The 20,568-nt window shown below is 34.8% G+C and carries 18 protein-coding genes and 1 tRNA gene; 13 read left to right on the forward strand and 6 right to left on the reverse strand.

Going from position 1 to position 20,568, the window contains the following annotated elements:
* Window positions 1-3: 3 nt before the first annotated feature.
* The 6 genes from mnmE to rpmH form a co-directional block, all read right to left on the reverse strand.
* The gene (gene mnmE, locus GKE48_RS03905; protein WP_154300472.1) at window positions 4-1,383 is read right to left on the reverse strand and encodes a tRNA uridine-5-carboxymethylaminomethyl(34) synthesis GTPase MnmE; all 1,380 of its coding nucleotides are present in this window, start codon (window positions 1,381-1,383) and stop codon (window positions 4-6) included.
* Between the two features lie 61 nt (window positions 1,384-1,444).
* Window positions 1,445-2,353, reverse strand: coding sequence for an RNA-binding cell elongation regulator Jag/EloR (gene jag, locus GKE48_RS03910; RefSeq protein ID WP_154300473.1), 909 nt, complete (start codon window positions 2,351-2,353; stop codon window positions 1,445-1,447).
* 13 nt (window positions 2,354-2,366) lie between these two features.
* Entirely contained in the window at window positions 2,367-3,614 is a 1,248-nt protein-coding gene (locus GKE48_RS03915) for a YidC/Oxa1 family membrane protein insertase (RefSeq protein ID WP_022097145.1), read from the reverse strand.
* Window positions 3,615-3,659: 45 nt separating this feature from the next.
* Window positions 3,660-3,941, reverse strand: coding sequence for a membrane protein insertion efficiency factor YidD (yidD, locus tag GKE48_RS03920; protein WP_012740280.1), 282 nt, complete (start codon window positions 3,939-3,941; stop codon window positions 3,660-3,662).
* Window positions 3,942-3,954: 13 nt separating this feature from the next.
* The gene (gene rnpA, locus GKE48_RS03925; RefSeq protein ID WP_055216618.1) at window positions 3,955-4,302 is read right to left on the reverse strand and encodes a ribonuclease P protein component; all 348 of its coding nucleotides are present in this window, start codon (window positions 4,300-4,302) and stop codon (window positions 3,955-3,957) included.
* Window positions 4,303-4,412: 110 nt separating this feature from the next.
* Complete coding sequence (gene rpmH, locus GKE48_RS03930; RefSeq protein ID WP_012740282.1) at window positions 4,413-4,547, reverse strand: 50S ribosomal protein L34; 135 nt, start codon at window positions 4,545-4,547, stop codon at window positions 4,413-4,415.
* 512 nt (window positions 4,548-5,059) lie between these two features.
* On the opposite strand from rpmH, the gene dnaA reads away from it, so the two are divergent.
* The 13 genes from dnaA (at window position 5,060) to GKE48_RS03995 (ending at window position 20,191) form a co-directional block, all read left to right on the forward strand.
* Window positions 5,060-6,433 carry a chromosomal replication initiator protein DnaA gene (dnaA, locus tag GKE48_RS03935; protein ID WP_022097147.1) on the forward strand — a complete coding sequence of 458 codons (1,374 nt, stop codon included), beginning with the start codon at window positions 5,060-5,062 and terminating at the stop codon, window positions 6,431-6,433.
* 296 nt (window positions 6,434-6,729) lie between these two features.
* A complete protein-coding gene (gene dnaN / locus GKE48_RS03940) occupies window positions 6,730-7,833 on the forward strand; it encodes a DNA polymerase III subunit beta (RefSeq protein WP_055216620.1) in 1,104 nt (367 codons plus the stop codon).
* A 17-nt stretch (window positions 7,834-7,850) separates the two neighbouring features.
* Entirely contained in the window at window positions 7,851-8,060 is a 210-nt protein-coding gene (locus GKE48_RS03945) for an RNA-binding S4 domain-containing protein (protein WP_022097149.1), read from the forward strand.
* Between the two features lie 8 nt (window positions 8,061-8,068).
* On the forward strand, window positions 8,069-9,160 hold the full coding sequence (recF, locus tag GKE48_RS03950) for a DNA replication/repair protein RecF (RefSeq protein WP_022097150.1): 1,092 nt from the start codon (window positions 8,069-8,071) through the stop codon (window positions 9,158-9,160).
* Between the two features lie 35 nt (window positions 9,161-9,195).
* Complete coding sequence (gene gyrB, locus GKE48_RS03955) at window positions 9,196-11,130, forward strand: DNA topoisomerase (ATP-hydrolyzing) subunit B (RefSeq protein WP_012738289.1); 1,935 nt, start codon at window positions 9,196-9,198, stop codon at window positions 11,128-11,130.
* Between the two features lie 203 nt (window positions 11,131-11,333).
* Window positions 11,334-13,853, forward strand: coding sequence for a DNA gyrase subunit A (gene gyrA, locus GKE48_RS03960; RefSeq protein WP_055216622.1), 2,520 nt, complete (start codon window positions 11,334-11,336; stop codon window positions 13,851-13,853).
* Between the two features lie 58 nt (window positions 13,854-13,911).
* Entirely contained in the window at window positions 13,912-14,694 is a 783-nt protein-coding gene (locus GKE48_RS03965) for an alpha/beta hydrolase (protein ID WP_154300474.1), read from the forward strand.
* Complete coding sequence (locus GKE48_RS03970) at window positions 14,672-15,439, forward strand: alpha/beta hydrolase (protein WP_154300475.1); 768 nt, start codon at window positions 14,672-14,674, stop codon at window positions 15,437-15,439. Before GKE48_RS03965 ends, GKE48_RS03970 begins: the two co-directional genes overlap by 23 nt.
* A 21-nt stretch (window positions 15,440-15,460) precedes the next feature.
* Window positions 15,461-16,303: a fumarate hydratase gene (locus GKE48_RS03975; protein ID WP_055288029.1), complete on the forward strand. Its 843-nt coding sequence runs from the start codon at window positions 15,461-15,463 to the stop codon at window positions 16,301-16,303.
* A 15-nt stretch (window positions 16,304-16,318) separates the two neighbouring features.
* Window positions 16,319-16,870, forward strand: coding sequence for a Fe-S-containing hydro-lyase (locus GKE48_RS03980; RefSeq protein ID WP_154300476.1), 552 nt, complete (start codon window positions 16,319-16,321; stop codon window positions 16,868-16,870).
* A gap of 86 nt (window positions 16,871-16,956) precedes the next feature.
* Window positions 16,957-19,179 carry an Ig-like domain-containing protein gene (locus GKE48_RS03985; RefSeq protein WP_173016881.1) on the forward strand — a complete coding sequence of 741 codons (2,223 nt, stop codon included), beginning with the start codon at window positions 16,957-16,959 and terminating at the stop codon, window positions 19,177-19,179.
* Window positions 19,180-19,304: 125 nt separating this feature from the next.
* Window positions 19,305-19,392, forward strand: a tRNA-Ser gene (locus GKE48_RS03990).
* A gap of 202 nt (window positions 19,393-19,594) precedes the next feature.
* Window positions 19,595-20,191 (forward strand): sugar O-acetyltransferase, encoded by a 597-nt coding sequence (locus GKE48_RS03995; protein WP_055288026.1) that lies wholly within the window; start codon window positions 19,595-19,597, stop codon window positions 20,189-20,191.
* Window positions 20,192-20,568: the final 377 nt, after the last annotated feature.

Below are 20,568 nucleotides of genomic sequence, written 5' to 3' on the forward strand. Positions count from 1 at the left end.
GCATTACTTACCCATACAGAACTTTGAAAAAATTCTGTTGGCAAGATCATCTTCAATCTCCTCTCCTATTATAAGACCAAGATTCTCATATGCAGCCATTAAATCAATAGTAAGGAAATCTTCACTTACCATGTTATCAATTCCATCAAGTACAAGCTTTAAGCTGTTCTCAGCCTTCTTTAAAAGTTCTTTATGTCTTGTACTTGTAATATATACATCTTCATTGAACTTAACTTCACCATTAAAGAACATATTCTTAACAGTTTCCTCAAGTTCTTCAATTCCTGTCTCCTGCTTTGCAGATATAGTAACTGTCTCACAATTCATTATTTTCTTAATATCTTCTGCTGTTGTAACCTGTGCAAGATCAGCTTTATTAAGTATTACAAGAACCTTCTTATCCTTGATAAGTTCCATAATCTCATAATCATTATCATCAAGTACTCTTGAAGAATCAACTACATATATTACAAGATCAGCGATTTCTGCAAGCTTCTTAGCCTTATTAACACCAATGCTTTCAACAACATCATCAGTTTTTCTGATTCCTGCAGTATCAATAAGATTAAGAGTAATTCCAGACAGATTAATCATTTCTTCAAGAGTATCTCTCGTAGTTCCTTCTATATCAGTAACAATTGCTCTCTCTTCTCTTGCAAGTACATTAAGCAGGCTTGACTTTCCTGCATTAGTTTTCCCCAAAATGACTGTACGCACGCCATCATGCATGATTCTGCCATTATCGCATGTTTTTAACAAGTTATCCACATTATTAAGACAGTTTTCCACATCATTTTTAAGGTTATCTACATTAGCATCTATATCAAAATGTTCTGGATCATCAAGAGCAGCCTCAATAAATGCAACATTATTCAATATTATCTCTCTTATATTCTTAATCTTTTCAGATAACTTACCATCTAACTGATTAACAGATGACTTCAGAGCATAATCATTCTTTGCATTAATAATATCAATAACAGCCTCCGCCTGTGACAGGTCAATTCTTCCATTAAGAAATGCTCTCTTTGTAAATTCACCAGGCTCTGCAAGCCTTGCACCAGCGTTAAGTACCGCCTCTAACACCTTCTTAGTAACAAGAATACCGCCATGACAGTCAATCTCAACAATATTCTCTCTTGTATAAGTGTTAGGAGCTTTCATTACAATTACAAGTGCTTCATCAATTTCATTACCGTTATCACATATATTTCCAAAATGTACCGTATGACTCTGTACATTTGCAAGCTTAATATTCTTTTTTGACTTAAAAACTTTATCTCCAATAATAATTGCATCAGGACCGCTTATTCTTACAATACTAATTCCACCGCTTGACACTGTACTTGTAGATATAGCTGCTATTGTATCCTCCATTTCCATCCTCCATATAAAAAATGCTGTGATAATAATACCACAGCATTTAATAAAATCATATATCTAATTATCTGTTATATCTGTTATTATTCTCTCTTTCAAGATAAACAACAACATGTCTGAAAGGTTCTTCACCCTCACTTCTTGTAGAAACAAACTTATCTGCCTGAAGTGCTGAATGGATAATTCTTCTTTCATATGGGTTCATAGGCTCAAGTGAAACAGGTCTTCTGCTTCTCTTAACCTTGTATGCAATGTTCTTAGCAAGAGACTCAAGAGTTTCTTTTCTTCTCTTTCTATAGTTCTCTGTATCTAATTTAACTCTTACATACTTCTCACTGTTCTTGTTAATTACAAGACTTGTAAGATACTGGATAGAATCAAGTGTCTGTCCTCTCTTACCGATAAGAACACCCATGTTATCTCCAGAAAGATCTACATTAACGCTATTTTCTTCATCGTCAAATGTAATATCAGCCTTAACTTCCATGCTCATAGCACCAAACATATTATTAAGGAATGTCTGTATATCCTTCTTAATAACTTCCTTCTGTTCTGCTGTAAATGGCTCTTCCTTAGGCTGTGGCTGTGCTTCAACCTTAGGTGCTTCCTTAACTTCTGCATTCTTGTGATTATCAGCAGGCTTGTGTTCCTTTTTGAACTCTTTCTTAGGTTCAGACTTAAATTCCTTCTTAGGTTCTGCTTTCTTGAAATCATCTGCCTTCTTTTCGAATTTTTTTTCTGCATGAACAGGTGCTTCTGACTTTTTAGGAGTCTCAACAGAATTAACTTCTGGTTCTTCCTGTTTTTCTCTTGCTTTAATCTTAGCAGGCTTAGAATTAAATATTCCTAAAAATCCTGAATTACCTTTGTCTATAACTTCATAATCAAGCTTATCACTTGGAATACCAAGCTTAGTGCAGGCATTAGTTATAGCTTCTTCAACAGATTTTCCTGTAACTTCAATATATTCCATTACTTAACCCTCTCTATTTTCTTTTATCGTTGACCTCATTGTATCTTGATACCATACCAACCTTATCAGCAAGACTTCCTGGTTTAGCTGCCTTACCACTTGCTGCTGCGGCTTCCTTTAATTCCTGTATCTTCTTATCGTTAGCTTCTTTTCTTTCCTGAAGCTTCTTTGCTCTGTCAGCACTTGAAGAAGCAGAAGAATTCTTATTATTATTCACATTCTTAGTACTTACAGAAGCACCCTTAACGATAGTTTCTGCTGGAAGTCCCTTCTTGGCTCTCTTCTTGTTACGCTTTTCAACATTCTTTTCTACAATCTTATCTGTTCCAATCTTATCATAATATCTGTTAATGAAGATTGTCTGAATTGTCTGTATAACAGCTGTTGCAATCCAGTAAACACCAAGACCTGAAGGAAGACTTATTGCAAGAAATGCTGACATAAGTGGCATGAAATAAGTCATCATCTTCATAGATGCTGCTGCTGGATTATCACTGTCAGGCTGCTCCATGCCAGCCTGTGAAACCTTAACAGATATAAACTGTGTAACGCCTGCAAGAATTGGAATTAATATAGCTATATGAAGACCAAAACCTGGATTCTGAGACATGTTAACGCCTAAGAAAGTATTCATATGGTTAATCTTATCAAGATTCTGTGTAATCATATCAGAAAATGCTGGAAATGCTTCTTTTAACTTTGTCCACTGGTCTGCAGTGAATGAATTAAGTGTTGTTACAGCTGTGCTTGTATTGCTCCAGTCAACAGTCTTTCCGTATATCTCATTAAGAGTATCAGCATATCCTGAAACAGATGAGATACCATCAGCACCATTAAGTCCAAGTATATTAAGGAAAAGTACCTTAATCTGTGAAATATAAAGTGGTATCTGCTGGAATACTCTGTAAAGTGCAAAAAGAATAGGCATCTGGATAAGAAGCTGCACACAGCTTCCCCACTGTGAAACACCATATTTTTCATAAACAGCCTTAGTTTCTGCCTGCATCTTCTGCATAGCTACTGTATCACTGTTCTTTCCCTTATACTTCTCCTGAATAGCCTTTATCTCCGGGTTCATAACTGACTGTAACTTAGTCATCTTCTGCTGCTTAATCTGTAATGGTAGCATTAACATTTTAACAAGCAGAGTAAAAATAATGATTGCTATTGCAATATTACCAATTCCTATTGCATTAAGACCCATGAAAAGGATGTCTAAAATGTAACCAAGTAACTGTGCAATTGGCTTAATAATACTCAAATTGTCACCTCCGCATAATATAGCACTATCCAAATATTCAGTTGTTTATTGCTTTTTTCTTTTCCCATATCTGCCTACTGGCACAGGATCAAAGCCATAAGCGTTCTTATTAAATGGATTGCACCTTAATATTCTTTTAAGTGCCAACCACCCACCTAAGAAAACTCCATACATTTCAATAGCTTCAATTGCGTATTGCGAACATGTTGGAATAAAGCTGCAGTATTTTCCTCCTTTATAAGGAGATATTGCGAGCTGGTATAATCTTATCATCTTAAGAACTATGAACTTGCCCGCATTCTTTAACTTAATCTTTATATCCTTCATATTAACCGCCTATTTAATTCTGCTTATAAAGCTTATGAAGTTTCAATAAATGAATCATTGATTCCTTAGTTTCAAAAAAACCCTTATCTTTCAAACTGGCTCTGGCTACGACAACATAATCATATCCATCGGGTATACAGTCTGTACTAAGGCGGAATGCCTCTCTTATCAGTCTTGCCAGTCTGTGTCGGACAATACTATTCCCGACCTTCTTACTCACAGATACACCTAATCGTTTAGTATCCGTTCCATTCTCAGAAATATACATTATAAGATTCTTGTTAGCAAAAGACTTCTTATTATTGTACACCTTTTTAAATTCCTGATTACTTCTTAATGTTTCAAAATCCTTATATTTCATACCATTCACCATTCTTATTAATTAAAATGTTGCTTAAATTTAATATTAATATAATCTGAAAAAAGCAGATGAGAAACTCCCATCTGCCAACAAAATCAAGAAAATATTAATTAAGCTGAAAGTTTCTTTCTACCCTTAGCTCTTCTTGCTGATAAAACTTTTCTTCCACCTGCAGTACTCATTCTTGATCTGAATCCATGAACCTTAGATCTCTGTCTGTTCTTTGGCTGAAATGTCATCTTCATAGTCTATGCACCTCCTTCATTACCATTGTAGTTTATTATGGTAAGAATATTTTCATATAAAAAATTTCAAAACACAGAACTGATTATATTGTGTAAACATTATAAAGTCAAGAAAAACTTGATAATTACTGTATTTATTTTTATATATACTAATTCTATAAAAAACGCTTTCAACAGGTTTTTCACAATCCAGTAATCCGCATAAATAGGACATTTTTAATATTTTTTAAAAAGAATATAAAAGAGTTTTCCACAAAATGTTGATAACTTGTGGAAAACTCTTTATAATTACGTTAGTTATTAACGATATTTTTGAAAAAGTGCCTATTTTCGACCTTTTTCGCGTTTATAATATTTTCCACATTCATGTTAATACATTTTTATCCATAAAATTATCCACAGGGCTTAATCTGCCCAAATATTGAAATAATTTTCTAAATGATATATTATATAAAGGAATGTATTTTTATGATTGGACAGGCTAATTAACAAGCCAGAAAGGCCTAGAATTTATGGATGAATTACAGACATTGATTGATAAATGGGATTTAATTCTCTCTACTTTTAAAGAAGAACACGAAATTATTGATGTTTCTTTTAAAACATGGATTAAACCCCTTAAAATATATAAACTTGACGGCAATGTTCTTACTCTTACTTTCTCATCTTTAGAAGATGACGCTTCTACTGATGAAAGGAGCATTGTATATATTGAAAAACGTTACCTCAAGTTTCTTGAAGTTACCGTATGTGAAGTAATGAACAAAGAATATCAGGTAATTATTATGTCATCTGCTGAGAAAAAGGAAGATGAATTAAAGAAAAAGACATCTTCAGTTTCTACTGATAATAGTCTTGCTTCACAGAATCTGAATCCTAATTACACATTTGACACATTTGTAATAGGTACTAATAATAATCTGGCTCACGCAGCATCACTCGCTGTTGCCGAAACACCTGGACAGATATATAACCCTCTGTTCATATACGGAGGTGCCGGACTTGGTAAAACTCATCTTATGCAGGCTATTGCACATTTTATTATTGCAAGTGACCCATCTAAGAAGGTTTTATACGTAACTTCTGAGACATTTACTAATGAACTTATCGAATCGGTTAAGACTAACAAGAACACTGAATTCAGAAATAAATACCGTAATATTGACGTTCTTCTTATTGATGATATTCAATTTATAATAGGAAAGGTTTCTACTCAGGAAGAATTTTTCAATACCTTTAATGACCTTTATCTTTTAGGAAAACAGATTGTTATATCTTCTGATAGACCACCTAAGGAAATGGAAACTCTTCCTGACAGATTAAGAACACGTTTTGAAAGCGGACTTCCGGTAGATATCCAGATTCCTACATATGAAACTAAGATGGCTATTATTAATAAGAAGTCTGAGGCTTTAGGAATTGATTTTCCTTATGAAGTTAAAGATTATGTTGCAACTAATATTACTTCAAGTATCAGGGAGCTTGAGGGAGCGCTTACCAAGCTTTCAGCTTATTCTAAGCTTTCCCACACACCTCTTACTGCAGAGTTTGCTGAGAATACACTTAAGGATCTTATATCTCCTTACTCTAAGAAAGAGATTACACCAGAACTTATAATTGATGTAGTTGCTGAACATTTCCACATTAAGCCTGAAGATATAATATCTCATAAGAGAAGTGCTGATATAGCTTTTCCTAGACATATTGCAATGTATCTGTGCAGGCAGATGACACAGACTCCTCTTGAAGCTATAGGTAAAGCTTTAGGTGGCAGAGATCATTCTACTATATTATATGGTTCAGAAAAGATTGCTAAAGAAACAGCTAATAATGAAACTACCAAGAGCACTATTGATATATTAATAAAGAAGCTTAATCCATCTTAAAAAGTTTTCCACAATGGTTTTAGGATAATTTGTTAATTAGATGTTATTTTTATGTTGAATGTTCTTTATAACTTTTTTTTAGATTTATGTTCATTTTTTTAAACTTTAATTTTTCACATACATTGAACATTAAATTTTGTGTTTTCTAACATGGTTATTATTTTCATATATCCAGTGTTTTTAAGGCTTTACATACTTTTTAACAATTTAACAACCCCTAAGACTACGGCTACGGCATTTATATATTTATATATAGCTCTTCTCCACTACAATTTTATCGAAAGGAAGTTATCAACATGAAATTAGTTTTTACTAAATCTAACTTAAACAAAGCTGTAGGTATCGTAATGAAAGCTGTACCTACAAGAACTACTATGAATATTCTTGAATGTATTCTTATTGATGCTACTACTAATGAAATCAAGTTCACAGGTAACGATATGGAACTTGGCATTGAAACTATAGTAGAAGGTGAAATTATAGAAAAAGGCAAGATTGCCATAGATGCTAAGCTTTTTTCTGAAATTGTAAGAAAGCTGCCTGATAATGATATTACTTTAACTACTGATTCAAATAATAATGCACTTATTACATGTGAAAAAAGTAAGTTTAATATAGCAGGAAAATCCGGAGATGATTTTTCTTACCTTCCGGCTATTATTAAAGATAAGATGATTACACTTTCCCAGTTCCAGTTAAAGGAAGTTATTAATCAGACAATATTCTCTATTGCTATTAATGATAATAATAAAATGATGACAGGTGAACTTTTTGAAGTAAATGAAGGTACACTTAAAGTTGTAGGTCTTGATGGTCACCGAATTGCTATCCGTAATATTAAGCTTGAAGGCAGATCTGATGACGTAAGAGTAGTTATTCCAGGTAAGACTCTTCAGGAAATAAGCAAGATTCTTAATGCTGATGCTGAAAGTTTTGTTAATATTTACTTTACTAACAATCATGTATTATTTGAATTTGACCAGACTCATGTTGTTTCTAGACTTATAGAGGGTGATTATTTTAAGATTAGTCAGATGCTTTCTAACGATTATGAAACTAAAGTATCTATTAATAAAAAAGAATTTCTTGATTCTATTGACAGAGCTAATCTTCTTATAAGAGAAGGAGATAAGAAGCCAATTATTATTAATATATTAAATGGTTTATTACAGGTAAATGTTAACTCTGCAATTGGAGCTCTTAACGAAGATATTGATATTGATAAAGAAGGTAAGGATATTATGATTGGTTTTAATCCTAAGTTCCTTATGGATGCATTAAGGGTTATTGATGATGAAAATGTGACTATGTATTTAGTTAATCATAAATCACCTTGCTTTATCAGAGACAAGGAAGAGAAATATATTTATCTTATACTTCCTGTTAACTTCACAGCTTAACAAGAGAAAGGAAAGTTATGGAAGAAATAATTTTAAGAGATGATTTCATCAAACTTGGACAGGCAATTAAAGCTGCCGGATTAGTTGAATCTGGTGTTGAAGCCAAGATTGTTATTCAGGATGGTGAAGTTAAGGTTAATGGCGTTGTTGAAACACAGCGTGGAAAAAAACTTTTTGGCGGAGAAGTTGTAGAATACAACGGTTCCAGTATTCTTATTAAAAAATAGGTGTTAATGTGATAGTCGAATCTGTTGAGTTAAAGGATTACAGAAATTATGAATTTCTGGATATGAATTTCAATGAGCATGTAAACATAATATATGGTGACAATGCCCAGGGAAAGACTAACATATTAGAATCAATATATATGTGTTCAACTTCTAAGTCACATCGTGGCAGTAAAGACAGAGAAATAGTCAGATTTGGAGAAGATGAATCGCATATTAAACTAAATGTCTTAAAGCATGGTATGAAATACCGCATAGACATGCACCTTAAGAAGAATAAAACCAAGGGTATAGCAGTTAATGGTATTCCTATAAAAAAAGCTGTTGAACTTTTTGGAATTATTAATATTGTTTTCTTTTCTCCGGAAGATCTTAATATTATAAAAAATGGTCCTTCAGAGAGAAGAAGATTTATGGATATGGAACTTAGCCAGCTTGACAAGATATATCTTAGTAACCTTGTTAATTACAACAAAGTACTTAATCAGAGAAACAAGCTTCTCAAAGATATAGCATTTTCACCATCAGAACAGCTGATGCAGACTCTTGATATATGGGACATGCAGCTTGTTAAGTATGGAAGCCTTATTATTAAAGGCAGAAAAAGTTTCATAGAAAAGATTAACACAATAATCAGTGATATTCATTCCAGACTTACTGGTGGTATTGAGAATATTAAAGTATGTTATGTTCCTGATGTTGATGTGAATGATTTCGAAGAAGAAGTAAGAAATTCAAGACAAAAGGATATTAAATACAAGGTTACAGGTAAAGGACCTCATAAGGACGATCTTATATTTTTAATCAATGACAATGATGTGAGAAAATATGGTTCACAGGGACAACAAAGAACAGCTGCACTTTCACTTAAATTATCTGAGATAGAACTTGTGAAACTTGTAATTAAAGATACTCCGGTACTTCTTCTTGATGATGTTTTGTCTGAGTTAGACAGTAACAGACAGAATTTTCTGATAAACAGCATTGGAGATATACAAACGATTGTTACATGCACCGGACTTGAAGAATTTATTAATAACAGAATGAATATCAACAAAATATTTAAAGTAACAGATGGTCATGTAGTTAATGAGAATTAATTACATTTTGCTTTGTAAAACAAGGAGGAATTAAAGTGGCAGATCAGAATGCAGAGAAGAATTATGGTGGAGACCAGATTCAGGTACTCGAAGGTCTTGAAGCTGTAAGAAAAAGACCTGGTATGTATATTGGAAGTACATCAGGAAGAGGACTTCATCATCTTGTGTATGAGATAGTTGATAATGCAATTGACGAAGCTTTAGCAGGTTTTTGTACACATATTGAGGTTATGATTAATAAAGATAACTCTATCACTGTAATTGATAATGGTAGAGGTGTACCTGTTGATATTAATCATAAGACAGGAAGACCTGCCATTGAAGTTGTATATACCGTTCTTCATGCCGGAGGTAAATTCGGTGGTGGAGGATATAAGGTGTCAGGAGGACTTCACGGTGTTGGTGCATCTGTAGTTAATGCTTTGTCTGAATGGCTTGAAGTTCAGGTAAAGAGAAATGGACACATTTATCAGCAGAGATACGAAAGAGGAAAGATATGTTATGACCTTAAGATAGTAGGTGACTGCGATATTGAGGATACAGGAACTCAGGTTACTTTTCTTCCTGATTCAGAGATTTTTCAGGAAACAACTGTATTTGAATTTGATATTCTTATGCACAGATTAAGAGAAATGGCATTTCTTACTAAGGGAATCAAGATTACTCTTACAGATTTAAGAGAAGGTCTTGAGCAGCAGAAAGTATTCCATTATGAAGGTGGTATCAAGGAATTTGTTCAGTATCTTAATAAGAGTAAAGAACCTTTATACAGCCAGATTATTTATTGTGAAGGTGTGAAAGACAATGTTCAGGTTGAAGTAGCATTCCAGCATAATGATGGATACAATGAGGTTGTCGATTCATTTGTTAATAATATTAAGACACCTGAAGGTGGTACACATCTGACTGGTTTCAGAAATTCACTGACTAAGACTTTTAATGATTATGCAAGAAAGAATAAGATTCTTAAGGATAGTGATCAGGGACTTTCAGGTGATGATATAAGAGAAGGTCTCACAGCAATCGTATCTGTTAAGATTGAAGATCCGCAGTTTGAAGGACAGACTAAGCAGAAGCTTGGTAATACAGTTGCAAGGGGAGCAGTTGACAGTATAGTAAGTGAACAGCTTACTTACTTCCTTGAGCAGAATCCTGCAGTTGCAAAATCTATATGTGAAAAATCGTTGCTTGCACAGCGAGCGAGAGAAGCTGCAAGAAAAGCAAGAGACTTAACAAGAAGAAAGACTGCACTTGAAAGCACTTCACTTCCTGGCAAGTTAGCTGATTGTTCAGATAAAGATCCTAAGAATTGTGAGATATATATCGTTGAGGGAGATTCAGCCGGTGGTTCTGCAAAGACTGCAAGAAGCCGTGCTACACAGGCAATCCTTCCACTTCGTGGTAAGATTCTTAACGTTGAGAAAGCAAGACTTGACAGAATACTTGGAAATGCAGAGATTAAAGCGATGATTACTGCATTTGGTACAGGTATTCATGAAGATTTTGATATAAGCAAGCTTCGTTATCACAAGATTATTATTATGACAGATGCCGATGTAGATGGTGCACATATTGCAACACTTCTTCTCACATTCCTGTACAGATTCATGCCTGATCTGATAAGAGAAGGACATGTATATCTTGCACAGCCACCACTTTATAAAGTTGAGAAGAATAAAAAAGTGTGGTATGCCTATAATGATGATGAGCTTAATGCAATCATGACTGAGATTGGAAGAGACCAGAATAATAAAGTCCAGCGTTATAAGGGACTTGGTGAGATGGACGCAGAGCAGTTATGGGAAACAACAATGGACCCACACAAGAGAGTATTATTAAGAGTTAATATGAATGAAGATGATGATTCAGAACTTGATGTAACATTCTCAACACTTATGGGTGACAAGGTAGAGCCAAGAAGAGATTTCATAGAAGCAAATGCTAAGTTTGTAAAGAATTTGGATATCTAACGAGCAGCGCATAAGACAATATCGGAATATTATGTGCGTGCTTGCACGCTAAATAATATTGTGATGTTGTCTTGTATGGTGCGACTAGCACCATGAGTAAAATCATCAGATTTCACGAATGCGCGTGATTAGGATTTACGCATGGCGTATTCCAGATTTACATATTGCGTTAATTAATAACTTCACGGAAAGGAATTATAATAATGGATGAACATATCTTTGATAAAGTTCAAGAAGTCGATATGCAGAAAACCATGGAAAACTATTATATAGATTATGCCATGAGTGTTATCGCTTCCAGAGCACTTCCGGATGTAAGAGATGGTCTTAAGCCGGTACAGAGAAGAATTCTATATTCAATGATAGAACTTAACAACGGTCCTGATAAGCCACATAGAAAATGTGCCCGTATCGTTGGTGATACAATGGGTAAATATCACCCACATGGTGATTCATCAATTTATGAGGCATTAGTAAAGCTGGCTCAGGATTTCAATACAAGATATCCACTTGTTGACGGACATGGTAACTTTGGTTCAGTCGATGGTGATGGAGCCGCAGCCATGCGATATACAGAGGCGAGACTCAGCAAGATATCTATGGAGATGACAAGAGATCTTAACAAAGATACTGTAGATTTCATACCTAACTTTGATGAAACAGAAAAAGAACCTACAGTACTTCCATCAAGATATCCTAACCTGTTATGTAATGGTACATCAGGTATTGCCGTAGGTATGGCTACTAATATTCCACCTCATAACTTAAGAGAAGTTATAGGTGCTGTTGTAAAGATGATTGACAATAAGGTGGAAGAAGACAGAGACACAACAATTGAGGAAATTCTTGATATAGTTAAAGGTCCTGATTTCCCTACAGGTGGAACAATCATCGGCAAGTTGGGAATTGAAGAGGCTTACCGTACAGGAAGAGCCAAGATAAAGGTAAGAGCTGTAACTAATATTGAGCCAATGAATAATGGCAAGAACAGAATTGTAGTTACAGAACTTCCATACATGGTTAATAAAGCAAAGCTTATCGAGAAAATAGCAGAGCTTGTAAGAGATAAGAAGATTGATGGAATCACAGATTTAAGAGATGAATCTGACAGAGAGGGTATGAGAATTGCCATTGAGTTAAGAAGAGATGTCAATCCTAACATAATACTTAACCAGTTATACAAACACACACAGTTACAGGATACATTTGGTGTAATAATGCTTGCATTAGTAGATAACCAGCCAAAGGTGCTTAACCTGTATGACATGTTAAAGTATTACCTTCTTCATCAGGAAGAAGTTGTTACCAGAAGAACAAAGTTTGATCTTAATAAGGCAGAAGAAAGAGCCCACATTTTAGAGGGCTTAATGATTGCTTTAGATAATATCGACAGAGTTATATCAATAATCAGAGGTTCTGCAAATGTACAGATTGCCAAGGAAAGCTTAATTGCTGAATTTGCACTTTCAGAAGCACAGGCACAGGCTATCGTAGATATGCGTCTGAGAGCTCTGACCGGTCTGGAAAGAAGCAAGCTTGAAGCTGAGTTGAAGGAACTTCATGAAAAGATTAAAGAATACAAGGCAATTCTTGCAGATAAGAAGTTGCTTCTTGGAGTTATCAAGACTGAAATTTCAGAGATAGCAGACAAGTATGGTGATGACAGAAGAACTTCTATCGGATATGATGAATACGATATTTCAATGGAAGACCTTATTCCAGATGAACCATGTGTTATTGCAAGAACTAACTTGGGTTATGTAAAGAGAATGACACCTGATAACTTTAAGAGCCAGCATCGTGGTGGTAAGGGAATAAAGGGAATGCAGACAATTGATGATGATTATATCAAAGATTTATTCATGACAACATCACATCATGTACTTACATTTTTTACTAACACAGGACGAGCTTATAAGTTAAAGGCTTATGAAATTCCTGAAGCATCAAGAACTTCAAGAGGAACTGCAATAATTAATCTTTTACAGTTAGCACCGGGTGAGACAATCACAGCAGTAGTTCCTGTTAAAATTGATACACTTCAGGATACAGATTACCTGTTTATGGCAACTAAGAAGGGTATAGTTAAAAAGACACCTGTTAAAGATTTTGCCAATATAAGAAAGACAGGAATCCAGGCAATTAACTTAAGAGAAGATGATGAACTTATAGAAGTTAAACTTACAGATGATCAGGCAGAGATTCTTATGGTAACAATGCTTGGACAGTGTATAAGATTTAAGGAAACAGATGTAAGACCTACGGGACGTTCAGCAATGGGTGTTATAGGTATGAGTCTTATGGATGAGGATGAAGTTGTTGGTGTTCAGGTAAGTACCCAGGGAGATACTATGCTTATAGTTTCAGAGAATGGTATGGGTAAGCGAACAGACATTGACGAATATACAGTTCAGCATCGTGGTGGTAAAGGTGTCAAATGTTACAAGATAACAGAAAAGACAGGTAATGTCGTAGGAGCTAAGGCTGTAGATGATTCAAGAGAAGTAATGCTTATTACAACAGAAGGAATTATAATCAGACTTCAGTGTTCAGATATATCTAATCTTGGAAGAATAACATCAGGTGTTAAACTTATTAACCTTGATGAAGGAATTAAAGTAGCAACAATTGCCAAAGTAAGGAAGCAGCCTGCTGATGAAGATGGTAAGGATGCAGAGGGCTTTGAAGAAGACACAGATAAAACAGTAGAATCTGAAGATTAATCTTAAGGAAACTGCCACATTTATATATGTGACGGTTTCCTTTTTAGCAGGAGATAACATGGCTTTAATTAATATTAATTATGAATCAAAAACACTTGGTATGCCCGTTATGATTAATGCAATTATTCCTCAGGGAAGAGGCAGTTATAAGACTTTATATCTTCTTCATGGAATGGGAGGAGATTATACAACATGGATTACGAAATCCAGAGTGGCAGATTATGTAGATAATACTGATATAGCGGTCATAATGATTTCAGGTGATAACAAATGTTATGTTGATAATGTACATGGAAGAAAATATTTTACATTTTTAACAGAAGAACTTATAGAAACCTGTACTAACTGGTTTGGATTATCATGTGACAGAAAAGACCGTTACATAGCAGGAATGTCAATGGGTGGATATGGAGCAGTACATGCTGCACTTATTAAGCCTGATGTATATGGCAAGGTGTTCTCATATTCAGGACTGCTTGATATAGAGAAAAGATTTGACAACCCACAGGGAATAAACACATATCAGATATTTGGAGACAGGGGAAAATTATCAGATAACCGATTTGATATAATGAACTGTTTAAAAGAGGATAATTTCAAGACAAATGTGGAAAATTATCCGGAATTTTACATTAGATGTGGATTATATGATCAGATACTTACAATGAGCAGACAATGGAATAAATATGCATCAGATGCAGGACTTAAAGTGAATTATTATGAAACTGCTGGTAATCATGATTTTATTTTCTGGGATAAATGCATACATGAGACAGTTAATATAATAAAAGAGCAGTCGTACAGGATGGAGGATATATATGGCAACAGTAATGAATATTAATCATTTTTCTATATATCTTAAGCGTAATATGGAATGCACAGTTATTCTCCCATCAGATATGAAAAATGATGAGAAGCTTCCTGTATTATGGTTATATCATGGAAGCAGTGGTGATAATACTGTATGGCTGTATCATTCACCAATAACAGAATATGTTGATGAGGGCAGGTTTGCAGCAGTACTTCCAAATGTGCAGAATTCATGCTATGTTAATATGAATATTGGAGATAAGTATGAGTCATATGTTGGAAAAGAATTATTCAATATAATTATGAATATGTTTCCATGTCTTTCTGATAAAAGAGAGAATAATTACGTATCAGGATTTTCTAATGGTGGATACGGCTGTCTTCATATTGCACTCAGATATCCTGAAAAATATGGAACTGTAGGAGCATTTTCAGCAGGTGACAAAGCTGATTCAGAATTTCTTAATGATGGAAGTGAAAAGTCAATAAGAAGAATAGAGCTTTATGGTGATGGAGACCTGCATAAAACAGAATACGGAATCACATATCAGGCAGACAGATTAATAGAGCAGAAAAGTGTAAAACCTGAAATATACCATGCCTGCGGAGAACTTGATCCATGGATAGACATGAATCATATATTGAGAGATTATTTCATGAGCCATATTGAATACAATTATGTATACGATGAAATTGAAAAAATCGGACATGAATGGAAATTCTGGCGTGAAGAATTAAAAAGGTTTTTAGTATTTACTGGATTAATTAATAATTAAAATACAAGAAGGGAATTGGGAATGAGAGAGGTTAATGTATCAATAATAACAGACAACATTAAAGAAATGTGCATAGAGGCAAATCATTTTCTCACAGATGATATGAAGAATGTTTTTGAAAATGCAGTAAAAAACGAAGAGTCTGCACTTGGAAAGCAGGTTCTTGGGCAGCTTGAAGAAAACCTAAAAGTTGCGGGAGAGGACATGATACCTATATGTCAGGATACAGGAATGGCAGTAGTATTCATTAATGTTGGTCAGGATGTCCATCTTACAGGCGGAGATATCACAGATGCAATTAATGAGGGTGTAAGAAGAGGATATGTTGATGGATATTTAAGAAAGTCGGTTGTAAAAGATCCTATCTACAGAGAGAATACCAAAGATAACACTCCGGCAGTAATACATTTTAACATAGTTCCAGGAGACAAGGTCGACATAACAGTTGCACCTAAGGGATTCGGAAGCGAGAACATGAGCAGAGTATTCATGTTAAAGCCGGCAGATGGAATAGAAGGTGTAAAGGAAGCAATACTTACAGCAGTAAAGGATGCAGGTCCTAACGCCTGTCCTCCGATGGTAGTCGGTGTAGGAATCGGAGGAACATTTGAAAAATGTGCTTATCTTGCAAAGAAGGCATTAACAAGAGATTTGAATGAAGAATCACCAGTTGAATATGTCCGTGACTTAGAGAAAGAAATGCTTGAGAAAATCAATAAGTTAGGAATAGGCCCTGGTGGACTTGGAGGAACACAGACAGCACTTGCAATCAATATAGAGACATATCCTACACATATTGCAGGGCTTCCGGTAGCAGTAAACATTTGCTGTCATGTAAACAGACATTCACACAGGGTAATATAATCAGGGAGGCTAATCATGGATAAATATATTAATGCACCAATAAGTGATGAGGATGCAAAGAGTCTTCACTCAGGAGATTATGTATACATAACAGGAACAATATATACAGCAAGAGATGCAGCACATAAGAGAATGGCAGAGGCTCTGTCAGCAGGACAGCCACTTCCAATAGACATGAAGAATAATATAATATATTACATGGGACCATCTCCGGCAAGAGAAGGAAGACCAATAGGTTCAGCAGGTCCGACAACAGCAAGCCGTATGGATAAATATGCACCAGACCTTCTTGATTTAGGACTAAAGGGAATGATAGGAAAGGGAAAGCGTTCACAGGCAGTAATTGATGGAATCGTAAGAAATGGTGCAGTGTACTTTGCAGCAGTAGGAGGAGCAGGAGCAATTCTTAGTAAATGTATTAAGAAATCCACAGTAATAGCTTATGATGACTTAGGAACAGAGGCTATAAGAGAACTTGAAGTGGAAAATCTTCCTGTAATTGTAGTAATTGACAGTGAGGGAAACAACCTGTATGAAACAGCTATAAAAGAATATTGCAGAGTATAAATATGGAATAAATGGTAAATACTCCTAATATTAATTTATATTAAGGGCTGTTATTACGGCCTTAAGATTAAATGGGAGGAAAAGTCATGAAAAAGAAAATGACACTCAGGATAATTGTAGGAATGCTTACAATTATCCTGATAGTGACAGGCATACTACCGTTTATGACAAATAAGACGCTCGCCGCAGAAAATGTACTTTCAGATAATATAATACTTGTAACGGAGAATGAAGTATCAGATACAGCAAAAGACGGTTATAGTAAAGTCACATTTAAAATAGGCGACCAGACCAAAGATGTATATATAAAAAATGGCAATACTGTAAAGCTGAAATCCAGCAATAAGAACTATGGTGTAATTGCAGGTGGAATTGAAAATGGAGAAGCAATTACAGAAAATACCGTAATATATGCCAAATCGTATTCTTATCAGGGAACATTATATCTTGAAAAATCTATACAAAGTGAAACACCAGACGAAAATGGTTACTATACACTTCAGTTTTCTGCAAAATCGCAGAATCTTCCATCAATAAAAAGTGAAAATCAGAATGTGATACTTGTATTAGACAGGTCATTCAGTATGGCATGCTCAGTTGACGAAGATGTTGACTCAGACGCAATGGCACCGACTTATGAAAAGACAAGATGGAGTGTTACAATAAATGCAGTTGAAAAATTCTTAGATGAATTTCTGTCAGAAGGCACATCTAATAAAGTATCGGTTATTTCATATTGTGGTTCAGCAAGAACAGAGATAACCAGAACATCAAGCAAAAATGATATTATGAGTAAACTAAATTTAATATACGATGAAGAAATGTATAATAATGATTATAAAAGTTATTATAAGAGAAATGATGTTACAAAGATAGGCAGGGGACTTGGTTCAGCAACTAATATCCAGCAGGGATTAAAGCAGGTATCAGAAATTGCTGGTGATACAACAGGTGCATCAGTAATACTTTTTACTGATGGTGGAGCTAACAGATACGATAATGGGGAAATAGGTGGATATTATTATATAAAAAATAATAATGAAATTAATAGATATAATAAACCACGGGATGAAGTAAACGGTTCATATTATGCAGGAAAGGCCGGTGAAGAGTTAAAAGCTGCCGGTGCTGATATATACACGATAGTTCTTATGAGTAAGGAATCAGATATAACTGATCTCGTAAAAGTATCATTAGGAAATAAATCATTAAACTATGAAAAATCATGGGAAAAAACTTATTTTACATTTTCAGATGGAGGATATGCTAAAGAATTCTATACAGCAGCAAATGCAGAGCAGTTAAATAACAGATTTAAACAGATAATGACAGAAATGACCAGTCTGCAATTTGAAACATCATCAGTAACAGACACACTGGATAAACATTTTGTGCTTGTTGCAGGTCAGGAAAATGTTACAGATAACAAAGATGGAACATTTACAGTGAAATACCCTGAAAAAATTTCTGCAACAGATCAGACAGTTACAGTTAAAATAAAGGCAAAAGACGGAGATACAGGATATTCATATACTAACGATGGCTGTCAGTTTGATGGAACAATAGACGGACTTACCTATACGCAGCAGTTTGAAGAGACTCCGGCAGCAGTAATATTGCCTAATGCCGTCGATGATGAATACACAGTTAATCAGAACGAAGTTCTTGACGCCAGTACAGTTCTTGTCAATGATAATAATAAGATAGTCAATAATCCTAAGAGAAACCTTCAATTGAAGACAGAAATAAAAAAAGATGTGAATAATGGAAAAATTAAATTTAATGAAGATGGAACATTTCAGTATATTCCAGACAAGGGCTTTAGTGGAAAAGACACATTTGAATATAATGTAGTTCTTGTTATAGATGGTAAAGAATATATCAAATCAGCAAAAGTTACTATTAATGTGATTCCTAAGCAGCCAGAGACACCATCAGAAACAGCAAGTGAGAAGGAGACACCAACACCAACGGAAACAGTGAGTGAAAAGGAGACACCAACACCAACAGAGACAGTAAGTGAAAAGGAGACACCAACACCAACGGAAACAGTGAGTGAGAAAGAAATACCAAGTGAGTCAGGAACACCTACACAGACAGAAACTCCGGCAGTTTCTCAGAATGATGAGATTACATCTCAAAACATCAGGACTCCGGAAGTAGCTGCTAATGAAGAGGAGGTTATAGCAAAGACCTCTGTAAAAACAGGAGACAGAAGCAATATGATGTATTTTATAATGCTTATGTTATCAGTTGGTACAGCCATGACAACAACAGTAGTTGTATACAAGAAGAAAAAAGAAGAATAATAATATTAAATAAAAAGCCCCTTGACAATATCAGGGGGCTTTGTTAGAATAATAAATGCGTTTGACGCAGAATTTCATATTATGAGTTAAACATATATGGTTTAGGGCTCGCATTCATGGAATCTGGAGTAGTACTCAAGAGGCTGAAGAGGCGCCCCTGCTAAGGGTGTAGGTCGGGCAACCGGCGCGAGGGTTCAAATCCCTCCTGCTCCGTTGACAGAAAGAAAAAGACAGTCAGAATCTTCTGGCTGTCTTTTTCTTTTATATGATATAATGAGCGTTAGAGAGGGGGAACATGCCTGCATACTCATCCCGAGCGGCGAATGACTATCATGAACAAAGTTCATGATATAATGAGCATTAGCGAAGACAAGTTATTCACAATATTTGTAAAGTTATAAAGGAAATGTGGAATATGACAGAGAGACAGAAAATGATTAGTGGACAATTATACAAGTCAGGAGTAAAGGAACTTGTTAATGACAGAATGTTATGTAAAGAACAGTGCTATGACTTTAATGCATTAAGACCATTACAGACAGAACAACAGTCTGCTATGATTAAGAAAATATTCGGTAAGGTGGGAGCTAATTGTTTTATAACAGCTCCATTCTGGTGCGATTACGGATATAATATAGAAGCAGGTGACAATTTCTACGCAAATCACAATCTTGTAATACTTGACTGTGCCAAAGTAACATTTGGTAATAATGTGTTCATAGCACCAGATTGTGGTTTCTATACAGCAGGACACCCTGTTGACGCTGCAAGCCGTAATGAAGGATGGGAATATGCTTATCCTATTAATGTAGGTAATGATGTATGGATAGGTGGTGGGGTAAAAGTAATGCCTGGAGTAACTATAGGTAATAATGTTGTAATAGGTGGCGGAAGCGTAGTTGTAAAAGATATACCAGACAACAGTATTGCAGTAGGTAATCCATGTAAGGTAATAAAAAAGATAGAATCAGGCAAAGCAAGGGAATATAATATAGAAGAAAAGCATATATAACTTGTATATAAATGTAGTGGAAACCCCTATATATAGTGTGTTTAAAATAAATTACAACTTTTTTAAAAAAAATTGAAAAAAGTTGTTGACAATGTGTACACCTGATGATATTATATACAAGTCGCCGCGGTAAGCGGTAACAAATAAGACTTAAAACACCAGATAAATACTGGGTTTGAGTGATACAGATCTTTGATAACTGAATAGAAAGACAACCTTGAAATTCTTTGAGAATTTTAAAATGATTCATTAATGAATCTTGCGAGTATCGAAAGATACACGAACCTAAACAGTAAGTTTTGGTAAAACTATTTAAGCTAGTTAGTTTATAACTGACGAGGCAAACTTTTTATGAGAGTTTGATCCTGGCTCAGGAT

It is taken from the genome of Lachnospira eligens (genome assembly GCF_009680455.1).
Lineage (GTDB): Bacteria > Bacillota > Clostridia > Lachnospirales > Lachnospiraceae > Lachnospira > Lachnospira eligens_A.

What these genes read in the sequence shown, in the direction of transcription:
- GKE48_RS03995 (WP_055288026.1), top strand. Translation starts at nt 19,595, where the DNA reads ATGACAGAGAGACAGAAAATGATTAGTGGACAATTATACAAGTCAGGA.
- yidD (WP_012740280.1), bottom strand. Translation starts at nt 3,941, where the DNA reads ATGAAGGATATAAAGATTAAGTTAAAGAATGCGGGCAAGTTCATAGTT.
- GKE48_RS03985 (WP_173016881.1), top strand. Translation starts at nt 16,957, where the DNA reads ATGAAAAAGAAAATGACACTCAGGATAATTGTAGGAATGCTTACAATT.
- GKE48_RS03970 (WP_154300475.1), top strand. Translation starts at nt 14,672, where the DNA reads ATGGCAACAGTAATGAATATTAATCATTTTTCTATATATCTTAAGCGT.
- rpmH (WP_012740282.1), bottom strand. Translation starts at nt 4,547, where the DNA reads ATGAAGATGACATTTCAGCCAAAGAACAGACAGAGATCTAAGGTTCAT.
- gyrA (WP_055216622.1), top strand. Translation starts at nt 11,334, where the DNA reads ATGGATGAACATATCTTTGATAAAGTTCAAGAAGTCGATATGCAGAAA.
- dnaN (WP_055216620.1), top strand. Translation starts at nt 6,730, where the DNA reads ATGAAATTAGTTTTTACTAAATCTAACTTAAACAAAGCTGTAGGTATC.
- GKE48_RS03945 (WP_022097149.1), top strand. Translation starts at nt 7,851, where the DNA reads ATGGAAGAAATAATTTTAAGAGATGATTTCATCAAACTTGGACAGGCA.
- GKE48_RS03980 (WP_154300476.1), top strand. Translation starts at nt 16,319, where the DNA reads ATGGATAAATATATTAATGCACCAATAAGTGATGAGGATGCAAAGAGT.
- dnaA (WP_022097147.1), top strand. Translation starts at nt 5,060, where the DNA reads ATGGATGAATTACAGACATTGATTGATAAATGGGATTTAATTCTCTCT.
- rnpA (WP_055216618.1), bottom strand. Translation starts at nt 4,302, where the DNA reads ATGAAATATAAGGATTTTGAAACATTAAGAAGTAATCAGGAATTTAAA.
- GKE48_RS03975 (WP_055288029.1), top strand. Translation starts at nt 15,461, where the DNA reads ATGAGAGAGGTTAATGTATCAATAATAACAGACAACATTAAAGAAATG.
- mnmE (WP_154300472.1), bottom strand. Translation starts at nt 1,383, where the DNA reads ATGGAAATGGAGGATACAATAGCAGCTATATCTACAAGTACAGTGTCA.
- GKE48_RS03965 (WP_154300474.1), top strand. Translation starts at nt 13,912, where the DNA reads ATGGCTTTAATTAATATTAATTATGAATCAAAAACACTTGGTATGCCC.
- jag (WP_154300473.1), bottom strand. Translation starts at nt 2,353, where the DNA reads ATGGAATATATTGAAGTTACAGGAAAATCTGTTGAAGAAGCTATAACT.